Annotated in this window: 17 protein-coding genes and 3 pseudogenes; 14 read left to right on the top strand and 6 right to left on the bottom strand. The window is 71.3% G+C overall.

Translation table 11 applies throughout. From position 1 onward, the window contains the following. Positions 1-38 precede the first annotated feature (38 nt). From ACFWEP_RS17030 to ACFWEP_RS17015, 4 genes are all read right to left on the bottom strand, one after another. Positions 39-671: a lactate utilization protein C gene (locus tag ACFWEP_RS17030; protein WP_387370974.1), complete on the bottom strand. Its 633-nt coding sequence runs from the start codon at positions 669-671 to the stop codon at positions 39-41. Further along, entirely contained in the window at positions 668-2,230 is a 1,563-nt protein-coding gene (locus tag ACFWEP_RS17025) for a lactate utilization protein B (protein ID WP_387370972.1), read from the bottom strand. Before ACFWEP_RS17025 ends, ACFWEP_RS17030 begins: the two co-directional genes overlap by 4 nt. Continuing rightward, positions 2,227-2,997, bottom strand: coding sequence for a (Fe-S)-binding protein (locus ACFWEP_RS17020; RefSeq protein ID WP_387370970.1), 771 nt, complete (start codon positions 2,995-2,997; stop codon positions 2,227-2,229). Before ACFWEP_RS17020 ends, ACFWEP_RS17025 begins: the two co-directional genes overlap by 4 nt. A gap of 102 nt (positions 2,998-3,099) precedes the next feature. Continuing rightward, a complete protein-coding gene (locus ACFWEP_RS17015; RefSeq protein WP_387370968.1) occupies positions 3,100-3,822 on the bottom strand; it encodes a FadR/GntR family transcriptional regulator in 723 nt (240 codons plus the stop codon). A gap of 254 nt (positions 3,823-4,076) precedes the next feature. Here ACFWEP_RS17015 and ACFWEP_RS17010 point away from each other — a divergent pair, with 254 nt between their 5' ends. The 3 genes from ACFWEP_RS17010 (at position 4,077) to ACFWEP_RS17000 (ending at position 7,037) form a co-directional block, all read left to right on the top strand. Further along, the gene (locus ACFWEP_RS17010) at positions 4,077-4,997 is read left to right on the top strand and encodes an AEC family transporter (RefSeq protein ID WP_387370966.1); all 921 of its coding nucleotides are present in this window, start codon (positions 4,077-4,079) and stop codon (positions 4,995-4,997) included. Positions 4,998-5,093: 96 nt separating this feature from the next. Then, the gene (locus ACFWEP_RS17005; protein WP_387370964.1) at positions 5,094-6,065 is read left to right on the top strand and encodes a DUF2510 domain-containing protein; all 972 of its coding nucleotides are present in this window, start codon (positions 5,094-5,096) and stop codon (positions 6,063-6,065) included. Between the two features lie 135 nt (positions 6,066-6,200). Then, entirely contained in the window at positions 6,201-7,037 is an 837-nt protein-coding gene (locus ACFWEP_RS17000) for a Cof-type HAD-IIB family hydrolase (RefSeq protein ID WP_387370978.1), read from the top strand. Positions 7,038-7,200: 163 nt separating this feature from the next. Here ACFWEP_RS17000 and ACFWEP_RS16995 read toward each other — a convergent pair. Continuing rightward, positions 7,201-7,524 (bottom strand): annotated as a pseudogene (locus ACFWEP_RS16995) (transposase family protein); the annotation flags it as partial. A gap of 119 nt (positions 7,525-7,643) precedes the next feature. Here ACFWEP_RS16995 and ACFWEP_RS16990 point away from each other — a divergent pair. Then, a complete protein-coding gene (locus tag ACFWEP_RS16990) occupies positions 7,644-8,660 on the top strand; it encodes a hypothetical protein (protein ID WP_387370962.1) in 1,017 nt (338 codons plus the stop codon). Positions 8,661-8,842: 182 nt separating this feature from the next. Beyond that, positions 8,843-9,279 (top strand): annotated as a pseudogene (locus ACFWEP_RS16985) (transposase family protein); the annotation flags it as partial. A gap of 17 nt (positions 9,280-9,296) precedes the next feature. Here the strand turns inward: ACFWEP_RS16985 and ACFWEP_RS16980 are convergent. Next, the gene (locus ACFWEP_RS16980) at positions 9,297-9,815 is read right to left on the bottom strand and encodes a cupin domain-containing protein (RefSeq protein ID WP_387370960.1); all 519 of its coding nucleotides are present in this window, start codon (positions 9,813-9,815) and stop codon (positions 9,297-9,299) included. A 140-nt stretch (positions 9,816-9,955) separates the two neighbouring features. On the opposite strand from ACFWEP_RS16980, the gene ACFWEP_RS16975 reads away from it, so the two are divergent. The 9 genes and pseudogenes from ACFWEP_RS16975 to ACFWEP_RS16935 form a co-directional block, all read left to right on the top strand. Continuing rightward, a complete protein-coding gene (locus ACFWEP_RS16975) occupies positions 9,956-10,390 on the top strand; it encodes an RrF2 family transcriptional regulator (RefSeq protein WP_387370958.1) in 435 nt (144 codons plus the stop codon). A gap of 53 nt (positions 10,391-10,443) precedes the next feature. Continuing rightward, the gene (locus ACFWEP_RS16970; protein WP_387370976.1) at positions 10,444-11,310 is read left to right on the top strand and encodes a DsbA family protein; all 867 of its coding nucleotides are present in this window, start codon (positions 10,444-10,446) and stop codon (positions 11,308-11,310) included. Between the two features lie 477 nt (positions 11,311-11,787). Next, a complete protein-coding gene (locus tag ACFWEP_RS16965) occupies positions 11,788-13,359 on the top strand; it encodes an ABC transporter substrate-binding protein (RefSeq protein WP_387370956.1) in 1,572 nt (523 codons plus the stop codon). Positions 13,360-13,393: 34 nt separating this feature from the next. Next, positions 13,394-14,422 carry an ABC transporter permease gene (locus ACFWEP_RS16960; RefSeq protein WP_387370954.1) on the top strand — a complete coding sequence of 343 codons (1,029 nt, stop codon included), beginning with the start codon at positions 13,394-13,396 and terminating at the stop codon, positions 14,420-14,422. Positions 14,423-14,424: 2 nt separating this feature from the next. Then, a complete protein-coding gene (locus tag ACFWEP_RS16955) occupies positions 14,425-15,312 on the top strand; it encodes an ABC transporter permease (RefSeq protein ID WP_387370952.1) in 888 nt (295 codons plus the stop codon). Continuing rightward, entirely contained in the window at positions 15,309-16,268 is a 960-nt protein-coding gene (locus tag ACFWEP_RS16950) for an ABC transporter ATP-binding protein (RefSeq protein WP_387370950.1), read from the top strand. Before ACFWEP_RS16955 ends, ACFWEP_RS16950 begins: the two co-directional genes overlap by 4 nt. Further along, positions 16,265-17,137 carry an ABC transporter ATP-binding protein gene (locus ACFWEP_RS16945; RefSeq protein WP_387370948.1) on the top strand — a complete coding sequence of 291 codons (873 nt, stop codon included), beginning with the start codon at positions 16,265-16,267 and terminating at the stop codon, positions 17,135-17,137. The genes ACFWEP_RS16950 and ACFWEP_RS16945 overlap by 4 nt, the downstream gene beginning before the upstream one ends. A gap of 52 nt (positions 17,138-17,189) precedes the next feature. After that, positions 17,190-18,530: an LLM class flavin-dependent oxidoreductase gene (locus tag ACFWEP_RS16940; RefSeq protein ID WP_387370946.1), complete on the top strand. Its 1,341-nt coding sequence runs from the start codon at positions 17,190-17,192 to the stop codon at positions 18,528-18,530. Positions 18,531-18,636: 106 nt separating this feature from the next. Next, positions 18,637-18,952 (top strand): annotated as a pseudogene (locus ACFWEP_RS16935) (alpha/beta hydrolase); the annotation flags it as partial.

Raw genomic sequence — 18,952 nt, 5'->3', positions numbered from 1 at the left:
GGGTGGAACCCGCCGCCGCACCCGGCCGTCCACGGGGGTCAGACGTCCGTGCGGACGATCACCACGAGCGTCCGGGGGCCGTGCACCCCTTCCACCCGCTCCAGTTCGATGTCCGAGGTGGCCGAGGGCCCGCTGATCAGGGTCGTCGGCCGTTCCGGTACCAGGCGCCCGACCGCCTCCGGGACCCCGACCTCCACCGTGGAGAGGTCCACGACGCAGAGGTGCAGGTCGGGGACGAGGGAGAGTGCGCGGCGCCCCTGATCCTCGGAACCGTCCAAGAAGATGGTGCCGGTCTCCGCACAGCTGACGGCGGACGCCGTCACCACGCCGTCGAGTTCTCCGAGGGTGGGCGCCGGGATGTCGGCGGAGTCCCGCTGGACCTCCCCGTCCCAGGCGGCGAGCCAGTCGGCGTCGAGCCCGGCCGGAACGCCGATCCGGCGGGCGCCCCGCTCCCGCAGCACCTCGGCGATCACCTCGGCGGTCCGGTCCGCGGTGCAGGGGTGGACCTGCGCCTTGTAGTCGACCAGCCGGTCGGTGAGGAGGGCGAGGCGTTCGGCGTCGGGCAGGGTGCGTCCGGTGCGGTAGTCGCGTGGGACGGTGACCGGGCGGGCCGGGGCGAGCGCCAGGGCGTCGCGTACCCGGCCGAGGACGGTGTCGCGTGCGGTCGTCACTTCTCGTCCTCCGTCTGGTCCGTCGGGTGGCCCGCTCCGGCGCTCGTGGCAGCGCCCTCGTCGGCCGCCGCCTTCATGGTGGCGGCGCCCTCGGCCGAGGCCAGCCAGGAGCGGAACGTCTGCTTCGGCGGTGCCGGGGTGTCCCGGCTGTCGCTCCAGCCGTCGAAGGGCGCGGGCACCCGTCCGATGGTGCCGTCCTTGCCGGCGACGACCCGGCCGAGGCCGGCCGCCTTCTGGGCCGCCGTGAACAGCTTCGGGCTCTTCATCACCGCGGCGGCGGCCTTCATGGCCAGCTTCTCCGCCGTCGTACCGGACTGCTCGGTGTTCTGGTGCCGGAGTTCGACCAGCAGCGACGGGATGTCGATCTTGACCGGGCAGGCGTCGAAGCAGGCGCCGCAGAGGCTGGAGGCGTACGGCAGCGAGCTGTTCGGGTCGTCCTTCGCCGCGTGCATCCCGGCGAGCTGCGGGGTGAGGACCGCGCCGATCGGGCCGGGGTAGGTCGAGCCGTAGGCGTGTCCCCCGGCGCGTTCGTAGACCGGGCAGACGTTGAGGCAGGCGGAGCAGCGGATGCAGTTCAGCGCCTCGCGTCCGACCTTGTCGGCGAGCGCTGCCGTCCGGCCGTTGTCGAGGAGGACCAGGTGGAACGCCTGCGGGCCGTCGCCGGGGGTCACCCCGGTCCACATCGAGGTGTACGGGTTCATCCGCTCGCCGGTGGAGGAGCGCGGCAGGAGCTGGAGGAAGACTTCGAGGTCGGCGTAGCGCGGCAGCACCTTCTCGATGCCCATCACCGTGATCAGGGTGTCGGGCAGGGTGAGGCACATCCGGCCGTTGCCCTCGGACTCCACGACGGAGAGGGTGCCGGTCTCGGCGATGCCGAAGTTCGCGCCGGAGACGGCCACCTTGGTCGTCATGAACTTCTCGCGCAGATAGGCGCGCGCGGCGGCGGCGAGGTGCGCGGGCACGTTGTCCAGGTCCGGGTCGACGCCGGGAATCTCCTTGAGGAAGATCTCCCGGATCTCGTCGCGGTTGCGGTGGATCGCGGGGACCAGGATGTGCGAGGGCTTGTCGTGGGCGAGCTGCACGATGAGTTCGGCGAGGTCGGTCTCGTAGGGCGTGATGCCGACCGATTCGAGGTGCTCGTTGAGGCCGATCTCCTGGGTGGCCATGGACTTGATCTTGATGACGTCGCTGCTGCCGGTCTCCCGGATCAGGCGGGTGACGATCGCGTTGGCCTCGGCGCCGTCGCGCGCCCAGTGGACGGTGCCGCCGTGCTCGGTGACCTTCGCCTCCAGCTGCTCCAGGAGTTCGGGCAGCCGGTTCATGGTGTCGGTCTTGATCGCCGCTCCTGCGTCGCGCAGCCGTTCCCAGTCGGGGAGTTCGCCGGTGACGTTCAGACGCTTGGTGCGGATGGTGCGGGTGGCCTTGCCGAGGTTGCGGCGGAGCTGTTCGTTGCGCAGCTCGTCGTGGGCGGCGGCCGGAAACTTCCGCTCGCCGCGCAGGTTGCCGGTGCCGTACGGGGAGCGGGGCGGGGCGGCGGGCATGCCGAGGAAGGTGCTCATACGGTGGCGGCCTCCGTCATGGCGTACGGCGCGGTACGGGTCGCGGCGAGGATCTGCGCGAGGTGCAGGGTGCGGGTGCCGGACTTGATGCGGTGGAGCCCGCCGCCTATGTGCATCAGGCAGGAGGAGTCGCCGGCGGTGCAGACGTCGGCGCCGGTGGAGCCGATGTGGCGCATCTTGTCCTGGAGCATCGCGGAGGACGTCTCGGCGTTCTTCACCGCGAAGGTGCCGCCGAAGCCGCAGCAGGAGTCGGCCTCGGGCAGTTCCACGAGGTCGATGGAGTCGACGGCGCGCAGCAGTCGCAGCGGCTTCTCGCCGACGCGGAGCATGCGCAGCGAGTGGCAGGTGGGGTGGTAGGTGACGCGGTGCGGGAAGTACGCGCCGACCCCGGTGACGTCGAGGACGTCCACGAGGAACTCCGAGAGTTCGTACGTCTTGGCCTCGACCGTGGCGACCCCGGCGCGCAGGGCCGCGTCGCCGTACCGCTCGGCGACGATGCGGTGCTGGTGGCGGACCGACCCGGCGCAGGATCCGGAGGGCATGACGATCGCCTCGATGGAGGCGTCGCCGAACTGCTCGGCGAAGTTGCGCACCAGGGGTACGGGCTCGCGCTGGTAGCCGGTGTTGACGTGCATCTGGCCGCAGCAGGTCTGTCCCGGCGGGAACACCACCTCGTGGCCCAGGCGGGCGAGCAGCACCGCGGTGGATTTCACCGCCTCGGGAAACAGGGTGTCTCCCAGACAGGTGGCGAAGAGCCCGACGCGCATGGAGCCTCCTCGATCGTGTTTCTCTACGTCCTTTGTATGGTCGGACCATACTCCTGATGGCGGGCCGAGTGAAGTTCCCCGGCCTCGCGCCGGGGCGCTCCCCTACTTGTCGTCGACGAGGGTGCCGTGCAGGCTGCGGATGTGTCGCTCGACCAGGTCGGCGGCCTGGGCGCCCCGTCCCGCGCGTACCAGCCGGAGCAGTTCGGTGTGTTCGGCGTTGAGCGCGGCGGCGGTGGCCGGCCAGTCCTCCGCTTCCTCCAGGGCGCGCAGGATCAGCGGGCGTACGGACTCGCGTACGGCCGAAGTGAGGGTGGAGGTGAGGGCGTTGCCCGAGCACCGGGCGATCTGTACATGGAAGCGGGTGTCCAGGTCGTTGAAGGCGGTGACGCCGATGCCGGGGGCCGCCATGCCCGTGACCAGGGAAGCGGCCTCGTCGAGGTCCTCGTCGCGGGCATGCGTGACGGCGGCTTCGAAGCCGGACCGCTCCAGGACGACCCGGGCCTCCATGACGTCCTCCAGGCTGTAGCTGCCCAGTGCGAAGTGGAGCCGGAGCAGCCGTCCGAGCGCGTCGTCCGGGTTGCGCACGATCCGCGCGCCCGAGTCGGGTCCCCGGCCGGGCTGGGCCACCAGTACCCCGATGGTCTCCAGCACCCGCAGCGCCTCCCGCAGGGCGGACCGGCTGACACCGAGGACCGGGGCGAGCTCGCGCTCCGGCGGCAGGCGGTCCCCCGCCTTGAGTTCGCCCGCGAAGACCCGCTCCTCGATGCTCCGCAGCACGAGTTCGTGGGTACGGGACTGCCGCACGGGTTCCCATTCGACGGGCATCCGCTACTCCCTGATCGGGCCGGTCGCACCGGCGGTCCGCGTCCGTCCCGGGGGCGGCGATCGCCGCGCGGGCTCCCGGATCACTCGGCCGACTATGTCACACACGTGCTGTGGTCGGACCAAAGACCGGTGTGGTCGGTGACGCCTTGTGCGGAAGGGCCCCCGCTCCATAGCGTTGCGTGTATGCCACACCGAGAACCGTCGGCCCGTTTCGCTCTCCGCCCCACTCCCCTCCGCTCCGCCGGCGGGTGCCGATGACCGGCGTCCTGGAGGGGTTCGGTGTCATCGCGAGCATCATCGCCGTCGGCTACCTGATCGGCCGGTCCGGCCTTCTGGGCGAACACGGACAGCCCGTGCTCACCCGGCTGTCCTTCCATGTCGCCTCCCCCGCCCTGCTGTTCACCACGATGACGAAGGCCGACCTGTCGGTCATGGTCTCGCTGCCCCTGCTGGTGACCGCGCTCTCCACCCTGGTGGTGGCGGGCACCTTCGCCACGGTCGGAGCCGTACGCGGCTGGAGCGTGGGCCGCACGACGATCGGCGCCCTCTGCTCCTGCTACGTCAACGCCGGCAATCTCGGCATCCCCATCGCCGTCTACGTACTCGGAGACGCGACCCTCATCGCGCCGATCCTGCTCTTCCAGCAGTTGGTCGTCTCCCCCGTGGCCCTCACCGTCATCGAGACCTCGCGCCCCGGCGAGCGGGATTCCCTGGTGCGGCTGCTGACCACGCCCTTGCGCAACCCGATCGTCCTGGCCTCGCTCGCCGGGGTCGCCGTCAGCGTCCTGGGGTGGCGCGTCCCCGGGCCGGTGCTGGAACCTGTGACGCTGATCGCCGGGATCGCGGTGCCCGGGGTGCTGCTCGCCTTCGGTATCTCGCTGCGCGGCAGCGAGATACCCGGTCGCGGCACGGACCGGGGGCCGGTGCTCCTCTCGGTGGCGTTGAAGAGCTTCGCCCAACCGCTGACCGCCTGGGCGATCGCCGCCGGGGTGTTCGGCCTGGAGGGGGCGCCTCTGTTCGCAGTGGTGGTGACCAGTGGCCTTCCCGCCGCCCAGAACCTCTTCACGTACGCCTCGCACTACGGGACGGGCGTGCGGCTGGCCCGGGAGTCGATCCTGCTCTCCACGGTTCTCGCGGCGCCGGTGACGGTCACCACGGCGGCCCTGCTGGGCTGAGGCGGAAGGGAGTGCCGGGGGCGCGGTGCGCCGTCTTGAGAGAAAGAACACCAGCCATTTCATGTGATTCTCACTCAGTCCGCATACGGTACGGCTGTGAACCAGACGAGCCCGCCCGGCTGGCATCCAGACCCCGGGTATTCAGGAATAGGCCCCGCGCAGGAGCGCTGGTGGGACGGCACCCAGTGGACCGACCAACTCCGCGTGGCGCCCGCCGCCGTCCGTAGCCGCCGTATCCGCATCGGCGTCGGCATCACCGTCGGCGTGGTGGTTCTCGCCGCCGTCGGCGGTGGCGCGTACGCACTGGGGCACGGCGACGGAAAGCAGTCCGCCACGCCCTCGGTCGCGCAGTCGGGCGGCCCGCCGTCCGGCGGCGACGGACGCCAGGGTGCGCCGGGCGAGAGCGGCGGCGGCTTCGGCGGCCAAGGCGGTGGCCAGAGCGGTGGAAGCGGAAGCGGCCAGAACGGTGGAAGCGGAAGCGACGGCAGTGGTGGCCAGGACCAGGCGCCCGAATCGCAGATCCCGACCGAGGACGGCTACGCGACCGACATCGCCAGCGGCATCAGCCTGCCGGTGCCGGACGGCTGGACCGGCGAGTCCGGCACGGTCGGCGCGAGCCTGAAGACGGGCGAGTACGCCTGCCCCGGCGACACCAGCCAGAAATGCGTGCGCGGAGGGGTGTTCTCCGCGCCCGCCGCCGCTCTGAAGAACACGGAGACGACCGCCGAGGCGGCCGCGAAGAAGGACATCTCGGTCAACGCCGAGGAGTCCTACGGCGCGGAGATCTACGAGGGAATCACCTCCCACCAGGAGCTGAAGTCCGAGGCCGTCACCGTGGCGGGCCAGAAGGGCTACCTCGTGCGCTGGAAGGTGGTCACGAAGAAGGGCGACGACGGGTACGTCGAATCGCTCGCCTTCCCCTCCCCCAACAGTAAGGACCTGCTGGTGGTCATCCGCTCCGGGTTCGACATCAACGCCAAGGCACCGGAGCTCTCGGTGCTGGACACCATCACCAAGGGCATCAAGGCCGCGTCGGTGAGCGGATCGGGCACCGGGCAGACCGCGTAGCCCGAGGTGGGGACGGTGGACGGCGGTGTCCGGCGGATCGCGGCCGGACACCGCCGCACGCGTACCCCGGCCCTCGTCCGCCCGCCGGACACGGTTACGGTGCGGGTGCCGCACCCCACCGACCTCAGGATCGCCATGCACACCCGACGCGACACGCGTCTGCCCGCCGACCGCCCCGACATCCGGCTCATCGTCACGGACATGGACGGCACCCTCCTGGACGCCGACGGCAACGTACCGGCGGGCCTGTGGCCCCTGCTGGACGAACTGCGCGGCCGGGGCATCGTCTTCAGCCCGGCCAGTGGCCGCCAGTACGCCACCCTGGCCCACCTGTTCGAAGGCGTCGACGCGGGCATGGTCTACATCGCCGAGAACGGTGCCCTCGTCGTCCGCGACGGTGTCGAGCTGTCCTCCGACCCGCTCGACCCCGCGGTCTCCGCCCGTCTGGTCACCCGGGTAAGGCAGCTGGCGGAGCAGGGCGGGGACGTCGGCGTGGTGGTCTGCGGAAAGCACTCCGCGTACACCGAACGCGGCGACGAGGCGTTCCTCGCCGAGGTCCGCAAGTACTACCGGGCGCACCGTCTCGTGGACGACGCCACCGCCGTCGACGACGAGATCATCAAGGTCGCCGTCCTCGACTTCGGCGGGGCCGAAGGCTCCGCCCCCGCCCTGGCGGAGTTCTCCGACACCCATCAGGTGGTCGTCTCGGGCGAGCACTGGATCGATGTCATGAACCGCACCGCCGACAAGGGTGCGGCGGTGCGCCGCCTCCAGCGGCAGATGGGCATCGGACCCGAGCAGACCATGGCGTTCGGGGACTACCTCAACGACCTGGAGATGCTCGACGCCGCCGACTGGTCCTTCGCCATGGCCAACGCCCACCCGGAGATCCTCGGCCGTGCCCGCCACACGGCCCCGGCCCACACCGACGACGGCGTCCTGCGCACCATCAAGGACGTCCTCGGGCTCTGAACGTCCAGCCGTCCGGTACGCCGGCGGGAGCAATTCCCTTCGGCGGGCGGGGCTTCGGCGTGTACGGGGCTTCCGGCGTACGCGAGACCTTTGGCCGGCACGGGACTTCCGGCGCCCGCCCGGGGCTCTCCTGGGGCGGACCGGAGGCAGCGGGCGGGCATTTTCAGCGTTGGCTCTCGAGGGTGAGGACGGCTCTGGCGATGACGTTCGTGCGGTTGGGGCCGATGCGGGATCTGCGGAAGATCTGCCAGGACTTCAGTCATGCCCTGCCTCGTTCGACGGGTGCCCGGGCTGCGGAGAGGGCCCGGTTCGCGGTCTGTTCGGTGGTGGTGAGTTCGCCGCCTGGTGGGCGGCGCTCGGCGGTGGTGACCCAGTCGCCGGTACCGATGCCGGCCAGGATCGGGACGCCCTGGCGATCGCAGATCCGCACGACGTACCTGAGCGCCGACAGCACGATTCCCGTGGGCGCTACGATGAGCGCCGGTGACGGCTCCGTCGAGCAACTGCTCCCCGACACCTACGTCGCCAACCCCCAGACCGGCAGTCGGCACGACCTGGGAAAACCGATCCCGCCTGCCGCCTCACTTCGTGCCACCAGGAGCCGGCATGGGTTTTACCACTCCACCACGGCCGCTCGACGTGGCTGCGCTCTTTCCTCAGCTGGCTCCGCTGGCGCGTGAGGCGACCCGGCTGCACCCGCGGCCCGGGGCGCCGTCGGTGCACGACAGCTCCGTCGGCGGGCCGCTGCTCTGGCCTGCCGACGAGCCGTGGCCGTACTGCGAAGAACCGCATGAGAAGGGGGCGAGGGCCGTGGTTCTCTCTCCGGCCGATGTCCGTGTCCTTCGTCGCGACCGGGAGGCCATCGCCAACCGGCGGCATCTCGGCCGGCCCGCGTCCCTGCCCACGCCCGAGGAACGGGCGACCTCGACGCGTGTTCGCCAGGGCCGCCCGTGGCCCGAAGGCCCGATCGCGATGCTGCCGGTGGCCCAGCTGTACACCCGTGACGTCCCTCTCCTCGTCAGCCCTCCCGGGGCCGATCTCCTCCAGGTCCTGTGGTGCCCCTTCGACCACCCGACCCATCCCCGCACCGCTCTGCGCCGGCGTTCCGCCGCCACCGTCACCGACGTCCTCGACGCGCCACCCGAGCCGGCCGGGATCAGGTCGGAGGGCTATCTTCCGGAGCCGTGCCTGCTCGCACCCGAACAGGTGACGGAGTACCCCTATTTCATGGAACTGGACGAGGAACTGCAGCGGCAGCTGGCTGAACCGAGCCGGTGGGACGCTTCCCTCTCCGGCGACCCGCAAGAGTCTTACCGGAACGACCTGACCACCGCCCCCGGCTGGAAGTCCGGCGGTTGGTCCCGCTGGGGCCTCGGCGACCCCGTCCCCCGCCCCTGCCCGGAATGCGGCACCGAGGAGCTGCCGCTCCTCACCATCGCCACCACCGAATGGAACGCCGGCAGCCGCAGCTGGGCCCCCGAGGAAGAGCGGACCGAACCAACCCCCGTCACCCATGGCGGACCCGCGAACTTCACCATGATCATGATCGCTCGCGGTTACGACCTGCAGCTCCACGCCTGCCCGGCGGATCCGTCCCACCCCCACATCGAGCTGGTCCAGTGACCAGCACTCCAGGAGCCGGCCCGGGCTGCACGCCGTCGCCACGGGCCCCGTTCCGGACGTGGTCACTGAGCGTTTTCGGAGTGGCCACCGGTCGGGTGGCGGCGGCGAAGCCGCAACGCACGAGGCGCCCGTGCCGTTGAGGGAGATGTTCGACGTCTCAACTCATCAGCGCAGGTGCCTCGTTGGTTCCCTGTCCTGCCGCACTCGACCTGCCTCACCCGCTGGTCGAGTGGGCCACGATGCTCATCGTCACCCGCGAGGGTGACCGCCGCTGCAAGCTCCCGCCGCACCAACGCCCGCTCGTCGCTCTGGGTACCTGCGCAAGCACGACACCCTGGCCTAGATCGCCGGGGGCTTCGGCCTAGCGGTCGGCACCGCCCACGCCTGCACCACCGCGGTCGTCGAGCTCCTGGCCGACCGGGCGCCTGGCCTGCTGAGAGTCCTGCGTGAGACCGACCCGGAGTACGTGCTGCTCGACGGGACGCTCGCCGAGTGCGACCGCGTGGGCGACGGCCGGGCCGACTACTCGCACAAGCACCGCCGCCACGGCGTGAACATGCAGGTCGTGACCTCACCGACCGGCCAGATCCCGTGGATGCCTCCGGCCCTGCCCGGCCGGCGGAGGAGTGCCGCCCGTCAGGCGCCTTCGCCCGGCCCGTCCGGCTCCAGGGCGTACAGACGCGGCAGGTTGACCACGATCGCCTCCTGGGTGCTCCGGGCGATGACGACCACGGCCTCCTCGGTGGGGTCGGGGTTCTCCTCGCGGTGCGGCACGAACGGAGGGACGAAGATGTAGTCGCCGGGCGAGGTGCGCAGCCGCACCTCCTCCGGTTCCTCCCCCGAGTCGTCCAGGAAGACGAACTCCGGGTGCCCGCTGACCACATGGATGGCGGTCTCGGACTCTCCGTGGTGGTGGTCGGAGGACGCGGTCGCGGGAGCCACGTGGGTCTGGCCCATCCACAGCTTCTCGGAGCCGACGGTCCTGCCGCTGACGGCACTGAACCTGCGCATACCGCCGGTCTGCGCGGTGTCCCCGTCGAGGTCGTCCGCCCGGATGTGGTGCAGGCGGGTGTGCAGGGGGGCCTTCGGGGTGCCCTGCGTCGCGTGGAGGTGGGGGTGGAAACCCTCGCCGGGTGTCGTCAGCGGCTCGCTCATGGCTGGGACGCTAGGGCGCCCCGGAAAAGGATGTCAAGAGGTGTCCTTTCCCCTTCACCTGCGGCAATGTTCCCGCAACATAGGAAGCGAGTGCGCGCAGAACGTCGCCCGCGATCCGCCCGCGGGGGCATGATGTGGCCATGCATATCTCCGCGAAGGCGGACTACGCCACGCGCGCCCTTCTGGAGCTCGCGAGTGATCCCGGCCGTCCGCTCTCCTGTGAAGCCATCGCCTCCGCGCAGCACATTCCGTTCCGCTTCCTCAAATCCGTGGTGGGTGAGCTGCGCAAGGCCGGCCTGGTGCGCAGCCAGCGCGGCTGCGAGGGCGGCTACTGGCTCGGCAGACCCGCCGGCGAGATCGCCCTGCTGGACGTCGTGCGCGCCGTGGACGGTGAACTGATCACCCTGCGGGGCGAGTCGTTGGACGGACTCGACTATCCCGGCCCCGCCGTGGGCCTGCCCGGTGTGTGGCGACAGGTCGAATCGGACGCCGCCGCGATCCTCGGCGGGCTGAGCATCGCCTCGCTGCTGCCCTCCGGGGCACAGGGGCGGCCGTCGGCGATCGGTGCCGCGTGACAGCGGGCGGAGGGGAGGTGCCCGTGGTCGAAGCGGTGGAGTTCACCGATCCCATGTGCCCCTGGGCATGGGGTTCGGAGCCGGTCTTCCGGAGGCTGCGGGCCGCGTCGGCGGGCAGGGTCCGCTGGCGGCGGGCGTACGCCGTGCTCTTCGACGACGAGGTGGAGGATCCGGCGCCGGATCCGACGGCCGAGACGGCCTGGTACGCGGGTTACGTCGAGGAGATCAGCACGCACACCGGCGCTCCCCGGGCTGCCCTGCTCACGCGGGTGGCGGCGAGTTCCTGGCCTTCCTCGCTGGTCGCGGTGGCCGCCGAACTCCAGGGCAGCGACGTGGCGGAGGGCGTTCTGCGGCGGCTGCGGGAGACCGTCTTCGTGCTGGGCGACCCGGCGGACACCCTGGACCGCGCGGTGGCCGCGACCCGGGGCGTCCCGGGGCTGGACACGGACCGGCTGCGGTCCGACGCGGTGTCCGCCGCGTCCCGCGAGCGGGTGGAGCGCGACCGCGCGGAAGCGCGCCGCCCGGTCGCCGAAGTGCGTTCCGTACGCTGCGACTCGCCGCACCCGGGTTCGGCCAGGGAGACCCCCGACGGCGGCTTCCGCTACGCCCTGCCGACGCTGCTCGTGCGTACCCCCTCGGACCGTCGCGCCATCCCCGGCTGGCGGCCGTACGAGGCGTACGCGGCGGCCTTCGAGGAGCTGCGCCCCGGCCTGCTGGAGGCGTCCGCCACGCTCTCGCCGGCCCAGGCGCTGGAGCACCACCGGAGCCTGACTGAGCCGGAGCGCCGGCTGCTGGCTCCGGGGGTCTGGCCGCCGCCCGGTGCGGTGCCGGTGGACGGGCCGAACGGCCCGCTGTGGCTGCATCCTGACGAAGCATCAGGTCGGTTGGACTCCTCTTTCCGGCCTCCCGCAGGGCCTTGAGCTGCCGTTGCGGCGACGTCCCGCCCAATGAGACACCAATGGGTGTCCATTGACATACGCGGATGGCCGCGGCCAGGATGAGGCCCATGCTCACGACGCACCCCGGCGTGGTGTGCCGCTACGTGGACCTGCGGCGCACCTCCAGCGCACTCTGTCGCTGACCGTCCCGCACCTCCGTTCCACAGGCGCCGCCCGGCCTTCCGCCGGCAGCCCCGGCCGGTAAACGGCCCGCTGTTCCGCGCCTGATCTCCGCGTCAGCTCCTCGTCTTCCGTCGTACCACCTCGCCGTACCCCCGTGCGGGTCAGTGAGTACTCGGCGCCCGGCCCGGGCCCCGCTCCTGCCCTGTCGTGCGCCGCCTCCCCGCGACGCATGCCCGCACCCCCGGCGGCGGTTCCGTGCGAGTGCCGCGCTCCCCCTTCACGCTCCTCCGCTCCCCCCTGCCCCGTGACGGGCCGGGACTCATCAGAGAGAACGAGATGCTCGCACGACTCACGCTCCGACACCGACCGGACGTCCGGTCGGCCCGAAAGACGGGCGGCCTGAGGGCCGCTGCCCTCGGAACCGCGGCCGTCGCCCTGCTCGTCCCGGCCCTGAGCGCCTGCGGAGGCGGCGCGTCGTCGTCGACCGGCGACGCGACGCTCAAGTGGGCCTCCTCCTACTTCCCCGGCCACTGGGATCCCGTGGTGTCGGGCAGTGGCGCACAGTTCCGCGAACTTGCTCTTGTGTACGCCTCGTTGACCCGCACCGACGAGGAGGGCAAGGCCGTCCCCGACCTCGCCGAGAGCTGGGAGTACAACGAGAAGGGCGACCGCATCACCTTCCACCTGCGGCCCGGCCTGAAGTTCAGTGACGGTGAGCCGGTCGACGCCGCAGCCGTGAAGGCAGCCGTCGAACGGGCCCAGAAGCAGAAGAACTCGGCCCTTTTCGGCGATCTGACGTCGATCGGGTCGGTGCGGGCGAGCGGCCTCGACGCGACGCTCGAACTCACCCAGGTCGACTACCAGATACCGCAGTTGCTCGGCGAGCGCGTGCTGCAGATCGCCAGCCCCAAGGCCGCGGCCGACCCCGCGAAGCTGGACCAGAACCCCGTCGGCGCCGGACCGTTCGTCATCGACCAGCTCATCCCGGGGACCAAAGCGGTCCTGCGGAAGAACCCCGACTACTGGGACGCGGAGAACATCCACATCGACGACGTCGAGTTGGTGTCCGCTCCCGACGCCTCCACCGTCGTCTCCGGTCTCCAGACCGGTGTGTACAACTTCGCGGACATCGTGCCGAGCCAGGCCGACGCGGCCGAGAAGGCAGGGCTGGACGTGTTCTCCCAGCCCGGGTTCAACGCCTCCAACCTCAGTCTGAACGTCAACAAGGCTCCGTTCGACGACGACCGGGTCGTCGACGCCTTCCGCTACGCGGTCGATCGCCGGGAGTTCGTCGAGAAGCTGACCTTCGGTCTCGGGGAGGCGACCGACCAGCCCTTCCCCAAGGGGTATGTGGCGTACGACGCGCAGTCGGAGAACGCCTACCCCTACGATCCCGCCAAGGCGAAGAAGCTCCTGGCCGAAGCGGGACACCGGCCGGGAGAGCTCAAGCTCGACCTGGTCGTCCCCGCCGAGGACCCCCAGGCGGAGATCGTCCAGTCGCAGCTGGCCGCCGTGGGCGTCAAGGTCACCATCAAGATCGACAAGAACTGGGCCACTCCGTTCTTCGCGAAGGACCTCGCCTTCTCGCTCTACTCGACCACGGGGCGCGACTCCGCGGTGCAGACCCTCACCGCGCATTTCGGGCCCGACGGCCCGCTCAACCTCAGCACCCCCTACGAGCCGGAGGGCTTCCGGGAGGCCGTCGCCAAGGTCCGTCAGACGCCCCTGGACGCGCCCGACTACACGAGGGTCCTCCAGGAGGCGACGCGCGCGGGCCTCGCGAGCAAGGCGCTGATCTTCACCTTCTCCTCTCCCAACCTCTTCGCGAAGAGCAAGTCCGTCTCCGGCCTGCCGAAGAACCCCGCGCACATCGACTGGACCGGTGTGACGATCGCCGGCGGTTCCTGACCACCCCCATCCACCGCAGAGAGGAGGCATCCCCATGACGGCGACCACGGCCAAGACGGCTCCCGCACGCCGCCGCACCATCGCCGGGGCCAGGGCCCTGCACGCCGCAGGACGTGTGGGCTCCGCGCTGGGACGTTCGGCCGCGATCTTCGTACCGGTGTTCCTGGTCGCGACCTTCGTGACGTTCGCGTTGCGGGCCATGAGCGGACTCAGCCCCGCACGCATCCAGTTGGGCGAGGAGGCGACCCCGGAGGCCATCCAGCGGGTCGAGGCCCAATGGGGTCTCGACCAGCCCTTCCTGACTCAGTACTGGAACTGGTTCACCGACGTCCTGCACGGAGAACTGGGCACCAGCTGGGTCACCGGGGCGGACATCTCGACCCTGATCGGCCTGGGCCTGGGCGTCAGCCTCTCGGTCGCGACCTTCGCGCTCGTCATCGGCGTGGTCGTCGGCTTCCTCCTCGGTACGGTGGCGGCGCTCCGGCGCACCACCCTCCTCGACCGCGCGATCACGGGATTCGTCACCGTGATCTCGGTGATGCCGGCCTTCGTCGTCGGGATCGTGCTGGTCACGGTCCTCGCCGTCCAGCTCCAGCTGTTCCCCTCGGCCGGATACGTCCCGGCCGAACAGGGCTTCGGTCCCTGGATCGCCCACATCACGCTCCCGGCACTCGCGCTGAGCTTCGACGTCGTCGCGGATGTCGCGCGCCAGCTGCGTTCCAGCCTCGTCTCCGCGTACGGCGAGAACTACGTGACGGGCGCGGTCGTACGGGGCCTGAGTCCTTCGCGGGTCTTCTTCGGCCACGTCCTGCGCAACGGGATCGGGCCCGCTCTCGCGACGATCGGGCAGAAGTTCCCCGCGCTGGTCGGTGCTTCCGTGATCACCGAGTGGATCTTCGGCCTCCAGGGCTTCGGCCGGTTCGCCAACGACTCCGCGCAGGCCGGAGACGTGCCCGCGGTGCAGGGCGTCCTCGTGGTGTCGATCGTGCTGGTCGTCGCCTTCAACCTGATCATCAATCTGGTGCTGGCCCGCGTGATGCCGGCATCCCAACGGGGGGTCTGACGATGGTGCGCCGCGTCCTCTCACTCACGTCCGGCCGCCTCGCCGTGGCCGTACTCGTCCTGATCGCCCTCCTCACCGTGTGCGGGCCGTGGCTGGCTCCCCACGACCCGCTCGCCGTCAGCGGCGACACGCTCGCTCCGGCGTCGGGCGCCCACTGGCTCGGGACTGACTACCTGGGCCGTGACGTCCTCAGCCGGCTCCTGGACGGCTCGCGCGTCAGCGTCCTCGGTTCGCTGGAGGTCGCGCTGACGGCCCTGGTCGTCGGGGCGGTCCCCGGCATCCTGTCGGTCTACTCGGGACGGGTCTTCGAGTGGCTGACCCTCCGCCTGGCGGACACCCTGGTCGCCCTGCCCTTCCTGCTGTTCGCCATCGCGGTGATCGCCCTGCTGGGCAACGGCATCACCCAGGCCATGCTCGTCACCGGCGCACTGGTCTCGCCCCTCTTCTACCGGGTGGCCCGGGCAGCCACCCTGGCCGTGGCCCGCGCGCCGTACGTGGAGGCGGCGATCGTCTCCGGCGCCTCCATCGGCTGGGTCGTGCGCCGCCACGTCTGGGCCAAGGTGCTCCCGCCGATCGCCGTGGCGCTCGCCCAGACCGTCGGCGTCGGCTTCGTCATCGTCTCCAGCCTGACCTTCCTCGGCATCGGAGTGCAGCCGCCCGCTCCCACCTGGGGCGGTCTGCTCGCCTCGGACCTGAACTACCTCAGCCACCAGCCGTGGGCCCCGGCGGCCCCCGCCCTGCTGATCATGGTCACGGTCTGGGCCTGCAATCTGCTCGCCGACGCCATCCGTGACGTGTCCGGCGAGGCGGGCCGGGCGCTGGTCGCCGGCCGGGCGGCCAGGTCCCGCCGCACCGGCTCGTCCGCCGTCCCCGTGGGAGGTTCCCGATGAGCGCTCTGTCCCAGCACACCCTTCCGGGCAACGACAAGGCCGCTGCCGGCCACGCGCTTTCCGACGACGCGATCCCGACCGACCCCCGCGACGACGTCCGGGAGTCCGAAGCCGCCGCCGCGTCCGCTCCACCGTCGCGGACCGCGCCCGTGATCGCCGTCCGCGACGTGCGCATCGGGGACGGCGTCACGGGCCGGGAGATCGTCCACGGGGTGAGCTTCGAGCTCACCGCGGGCAAGTCGGTCGGGATCGTCGGCGAGTCCGGCAGCGGCAAGACCCTCACCTGCCGCGCGGTACTCGGCATCCTTCCCCCGCACTTCGAGGTCTCCGGCGGCTCGATCGGGATCGACGGCACCGACATCGCGACCCTGACACCCCGCCGGTGGACGGCCCTGCGCGGCACCACGGTCGGCGCCGTCTTCCAGGACCCGGCCTCCTACCTCAACCCGTCGATCCGGGTGGGCGCCCAGATCGCCGAGGTCATCCGGGTGAAGACGGGGGTGAGGCGCCGGGAGGCCCGGCGGCGTGCCCTCGATCTCCTTCGCGCGGTACGGCTGCGGGACCCGGAACTGGTCTACGGCCAGTACACCTACGAGCTGTCGGGCGGCATGCTCCAGCGCGTGCTGATCGCCGCGGCAATCGCGGTGGAGCCGCGGGCCCTCATCGCGGACGAGGCCACGACGGCGCTGGACGTCACCGTCCAGGCGGAGATCCTCGACCTCCTCGCCGAACTGCGCGAACGTACCGGGCTCGCCCTCGTGGTGGTCTCCCACGACCTGGCCGTCGTCGCCCAGTTGTGCGACGAGGTCCTCGTGATGCGGCAGGGCACCGTGGTGGAGCAGGGCCCGACACGGGAGGTCCTGCACGCACCGCGGCACGAGTACACCCGGCTCCTCATCGCCGAGCACGAGAGTTACGGCCTCGACAAGTTCCTCGACCCGAAGGAGGCGTCATGACCACCACGGCACCCGGGGCGCAGACGGACGCCCTCGCGAAGAGCCCCGCCGCCCCGGTCCTCGACATCAGGGACCTGGAGGTCCGCTACGGAAGGGGCAGGCGGGGCCGGAGCGCCCTGCACGGGGTGTCGTTGAGCGTCGCGCCCGGCGAGACCGTCGGCCTCATCGGCGAGACCGGATCGGGGAAGTCCACCCTCGCCCGCGCCGTACTCGGCCTGGTGCGCGCATCGTCGGGCTCGATCCTGGTCGGCGGTGAGGACCTGGCCTCGTTCCGTGCCCGCCAGTGGCGCTCGCTGCGCCGGCGTGGCGTCGTCCAGTACGTCTTCCAGGACCCCCTGCGCAGTCTGGACCCCGACCTCACCGTCGAGGCCTCGCTGACCGAGCCCCTGCTCATCCAGGGCGTGGCGCGCGCGGAGGCGGCGGACAGGGCACGCGCGTTCCTCGACCGGGTGCACCTTTCGGCGGAGCTGCTCCGGCGACTGCCCGGGGAACTCTCCGGCGGCCAGCGCCAGCGGGTCGCCGTCGCCCGCGCGCTGATCACCGAACCGGCCCTGGTCATCCTCGACGAGCCGGTCAGCGCCCTGGACTCGGCCAACCGCGTGCAGGTGCTGGAGATCCTCAAGGAACTCCGCACCGGCGGGACGTCCCTCGTCTTCATCTCCCACGACCTCGGCTCCGTCGCGGGCACCGCCGACCGCATCGCCGTGCTCTACAGGGGTGAGCTCGTCGAGGTCGGCACGGCCCGCGAGGTCATCGGCCGGCCCCGGCACCCCTACACCCGGCTGCTCGTCGGCTCCGCGCCCACGCTGCACTCGCGCACCGCCGACCGCGGCGAGCGCGAGGCCCTGCGCGCCCGACTGGGCGGCTGACCGACGCATCCGACGACACCGAACGTTTTCCCGACCACCGAGAGGAACACCCATGTCCCGCAGGCTCCACCTCGCCCTCCATCCGTACGGCGTCGGCGGCCCCGGCCAGCACGGTCTCTGGAAGGACCCGGGCGTCGCCAAGAACGCCAGCATCGACGTCAACTACTACATCCAGCAGGCCCAAGCCGCCGAACACGCCCTTTTCGACGCCCTGTTCGTCGTCGACAGCCAGTTCATCAACGCCACCTACCCCTCGCACTACCTGAACCGGCTGGAGCCGCTCACGCTGCTGTCGGCGGTCGCCACCCACACCAAGCACATCGGCCTGGTCGGCACGGCGAGTTCCACGTACAACTCGCCGTTCAACCTGGCCCGGCGCTTCGCCTCCCTCGACCACATCAGCGGCGGACGGGCCGGCTGGAACGTGGTGACCAGCTTCGACACCGGCACGTCGCGGAACTACGGGCTGGACGAACACCTCGACTACGCCACCCGCTACGGCCGCGCCCTGGAGTTCGTGCAGGTCGCCCGTGGCCTGTGGGACTCCTACGAGGACGACGCCTTCCCGGCGGACGTGGAGCGCGGCGTCTTCCTCGACCCGTCCCGGCTCCACGCCCTGGAGCACGTCGGGGAACACTTCAAGGTCGCCGGGCCGCTCAACCTCTCGCGCTCGTCGCAGGGGCAGCCGGTCATCTTCCAGGCCGGGGTGTCCCCCGAGGGCCGCGACCTCGCCGCGCGCGTCGCGGAGGGCATCTACGCGCCCGGCGGCACGCTGGAGCAGGCGCGGGAGTACTACGCGGACATCAAGGAGCGCACGGCCTCCTACGGGCGCGACCCCGACCACATCAAGATCTTCATCCACGGCAGTCCGATCGTCGGTGCGACCGACGAGGCGGCCAGACGCCGGGAGCGGGACATCTTCGAGGAGGACAACGACTTCGCGAGCAACCTCGCGCTCCTCGGCCGCTCCTTCGGCGCGTACGACTTCGGCGGGCACGACCTGGACGCGCCGTTCCCGGACGTCGCGCATCTGGCCGAGAAGGGCGGCCGGACCGGCGCCGCGCAGATCATCGAGCGGGCGAAGGCCGAGAACCTGTCGCTGCGCCAGGTCGCCGAGTCGGTGAACGCGTTCCGGCGCTCCCCCTTCGTCGGTGCGCCCGAGACCGTCGCCGACACCATCGAGACGTGGTTCGACGCGGGCACCCTGGACGGCATCAACCTGGCCTTCCGCAACAACGACGACCTCGACCGCTTCGTGGACGGCGTGGTGCCGCTCCTTCAGAAGCGGGGCCTGTTCCGCACCGAGTACGAGGCGGACACCCTGCGCGGCAACCTCGGCCTGCCCGTCCCCGCCAACCGCCACACCGCCGCACGCGAAGCCGCAGCCGGCTGATGTACGACGCACCCGCGCCGGTCGGGCCGACCGCGCCCGCCTTCCCGCACCCGCACCCGCACCCGCACCCGCTGAACGTACGCACCGCCACCCGCAGGAGCCTCGTATGACCGAGTACACCGACTACTTCGGGCCGGAGGGCCTTCGCACGCGCGGCACCGTCGTCGTCGTGCCCGGCAGGGGTGAGTCCCGGGCGACGTATGCCCGGCTCGGAAGTCGGCTTGCCGCCGACGCCTACCGTGTCCGTGTCGTCGACGCTCCCGTCACCGGCCCCGCCGACCCCGCGGGCACGCTGCGCCGCCTCGACGGCCTGCTCGCGGAGGCCGTCGAGGGCGCCTCCCCGGGCCCGGAGGGTGTCGTCCGTCCGCTCGTGCTGCTGGGCGCCGACTCGGGAGCCGTCACCGTCGCGGCACTCGTCCTGT

The organism is Streptomyces sp. NPDC060198 (assembly GCF_042728415.1).
Taxonomy (GTDB): Bacteria; Actinomycetota; Actinomycetes; order Streptomycetales; family Streptomycetaceae; genus Streptomyces.
Note: the sequence above shows the minus strand (reverse complement) of the source record. Positions and strands in the feature narration are given on the sequence as shown.

Bases quoted from the DNA above. Each gene is read 5' to 3' on its own strand.
- ACFWEP_RS17025 (WP_387370972.1), bottom strand. From the start codon at position 2,230: ATGAGCACCTTCCTCGGCATGCCCGCCGCCCCGCCCCGCTCCCCGTAC.
- ACFWEP_RS17020 (WP_387370970.1), bottom strand. From the start codon at position 2,997: ATGCGCGTCGGGCTCTTCGCCACCTGTCTGGGAGACACCCTGTTTCCC.
- ACFWEP_RS17015 (WP_387370968.1), bottom strand. From the start codon at position 3,822: ATGCCCGTCGAATGGGAACCCGTGCGGCAGTCCCGTACCCACGAACTC.
- ACFWEP_RS17010 (WP_387370966.1), top strand. From the start codon at position 4,077: ATGACCGGCGTCCTGGAGGGGTTCGGTGTCATCGCGAGCATCATCGCC.
- ACFWEP_RS17000 (WP_387370978.1), top strand. From the start codon at position 6,201: ATGCACACCCGACGCGACACGCGTCTGCCCGCCGACCGCCCCGACATC.
- ACFWEP_RS16990 (WP_387370962.1), top strand. From the start codon at position 7,644: ATGGGTTTTACCACTCCACCACGGCCGCTCGACGTGGCTGCGCTCTTT.
- ACFWEP_RS16980 (WP_387370960.1), bottom strand. From the start codon at position 9,815: ATGAGCGAGCCGCTGACGACACCCGGCGAGGGTTTCCACCCCCACCTC.
- ACFWEP_RS16975 (WP_387370958.1), top strand. From the start codon at position 9,956: ATGCATATCTCCGCGAAGGCGGACTACGCCACGCGCGCCCTTCTGGAG.
- ACFWEP_RS16970 (WP_387370976.1), top strand. From the start codon at position 10,444: ATGTGCCCCTGGGCATGGGGTTCGGAGCCGGTCTTCCGGAGGCTGCGG.
- ACFWEP_RS16965 (WP_387370956.1), top strand. From the start codon at position 11,788: ATGCTCGCACGACTCACGCTCCGACACCGACCGGACGTCCGGTCGGCC.
- ACFWEP_RS16960 (WP_387370954.1), top strand. From the start codon at position 13,394: ATGACGGCGACCACGGCCAAGACGGCTCCCGCACGCCGCCGCACCATC.
- ACFWEP_RS16955 (WP_387370952.1), top strand. From the start codon at position 14,425: ATGGTGCGCCGCGTCCTCTCACTCACGTCCGGCCGCCTCGCCGTGGCC.
- ACFWEP_RS16950 (WP_387370950.1), top strand. From the start codon at position 15,309: ATGAGCGCTCTGTCCCAGCACACCCTTCCGGGCAACGACAAGGCCGCT.
- ACFWEP_RS16945 (WP_387370948.1), top strand. From the start codon at position 16,265: ATGACCACCACGGCACCCGGGGCGCAGACGGACGCCCTCGCGAAGAGC.
- ACFWEP_RS16940 (WP_387370946.1), top strand. From the start codon at position 17,190: ATGTCCCGCAGGCTCCACCTCGCCCTCCATCCGTACGGCGTCGGCGGC.